The organism is Streptomyces sp. MBT65 (assembly GCF_016612545.1).
Lineage (GTDB): Bacteria > Actinomycetota > Actinomycetes > Streptomycetales > Streptomycetaceae > Streptomyces.
In genome coordinates, this window is sequence record NZ_JAENRY010000687.1 from 1 (window position 1) to 1,550 (window position 1,550).

At 69.5% G+C, this 1,550-nt stretch carries 1 protein-coding gene; it reads left to right on the forward strand.

What is annotated here, in order from left to right; genetic code table 11:
* Window positions 1–82 precede the first annotated feature (82 nt).
* Window positions 83–1,550, forward strand: a 1,468-nt coding sequence (locus JHN63_RS51585) for a cytochrome bc complex cytochrome b subunit (RefSeq protein ID WP_200692014.1), incomplete at its 3' end; no start/stop codon positions are given.

Below are 1,550 nucleotides of genomic sequence, written 5' to 3' on the forward strand. Positions count from 1 at the left end.
CGGACGCCGTGGGCGGCGGTACGGCTGCCGCCACCCGTACCGCCGCCCACGGCGTCCGGCGGCCAGAGGAAGGGGCACGGGCATGACCGGCACCGACGCATCCCCCCGCAGCCCGCGCACCGCGCCCTCGCGGGGTGAGCGGGTCGCCGACTGGACCGACGGGCGGCTGGGGATCTACAACTTCCGTTTCCTGGTGCGCAAGGTGTTCCCCGAGCACTGGTCGTTCATGTTCGGCGAGATCGCCCTCTACAGCTTCGTCGTGCTGCTGGTGACGGGGATCTGGCTGACGCTCTTCTTCGACCCGAGCATGTCCGAGACGGTCTACAACGGCTCCTACGCCCCGCTGCACGGGGTACGGATGTCGCAGGCCTACGCCTCCACCGTGCACATCAGCTTCGAGGTGCGCGGCGGCCTGTTCATCCGCCAGCTGCACCACTGGTCGGCGCTGACGATGATCGGCGCGCTGTGCCTGCACACCCTGCGCCACTTCCTGACCGGCTCGTTCCGCAAGCCGCGCGAGCTGAACTGGCTGTTCGGCTTCACGCTGCTGGTGCTGGTGACGCTGGAGGGCTTCGTGGGCTACTCGCTCCCCGACGACCTGCTCTCCGGCACCGGCCTGCGCATCGCCGAGGGCGTCACGCTGGCCATCCCGCTGGTGGGCACGTACCTGTCGATGTTCCTGTTCGGCGGGGAGTTCCCGGGCCACAACGTGATCGGCCGGTTCTACGGCTTCCACATCCTGCTGATCCCGGGCATCGTCGTGGCGCTGCTGACCGTGCACCTGATCCTGGTCTTCTACCACAAGCACACCCAGTTCCGGGGCGCGGCCCGCACCGAGAAGAACGTCGTGGGCCAGCCCCTGTTCCCGCACTACACGGCCAAGGCCGGCGGCTTCTTCTTCATCATCGCCGGGGTGCTGTCCCTGCTGGCGGGCATCGCGCAGATCAACCCGGTGTGGACCTACGGCCCCTACCGCGCCGACCAGATCTCCCAGGGCTCCCAGCCCGACTGGTACATGGGGTTCCTGGAGGGCGCCCTGCGGGCCATGCCGGCCTGGGAGTTCAGCCTCGGCGGATACACCGTCAACCTGGGCATCCTGATCCCCGCGGTCATCGTGCCCACCCTGATGATGGCGGTGATCGCCCTGTGGCCGTTCCTGGAGGCCTGGGTGACCGGGGACCGGCGCGAGCACCATCTCCTGGACCGCCCGCGCGACCACCCCACCCGCACCGCGTTCGGCATCGGCTTCGTCGCCCTGTACCTGGTGCTGTTCTTCGGCGGCGCCAACGACGTGCTGGCCCAGGAGTTCCACCTGTCCCTGAACCAGATCACCTGGGCGGTACGGATCGGCGTGTTCGCCGTCCCCGCGCTCACCTACGTCCTGACCCGGCGGATCTGCCTGGGCCTGCAGCGCCGCGAACGCGACACCCTGCTGCACGGCCGCGAGACCGGACGCATCAGGCGGCTGCCCCACGGCGAGTTCGTCGAGGTCCACGAACGCCTGGACCGCCAGCGGGAGTACGCGCTGCTGGCCCGCAGGGCCTACACCC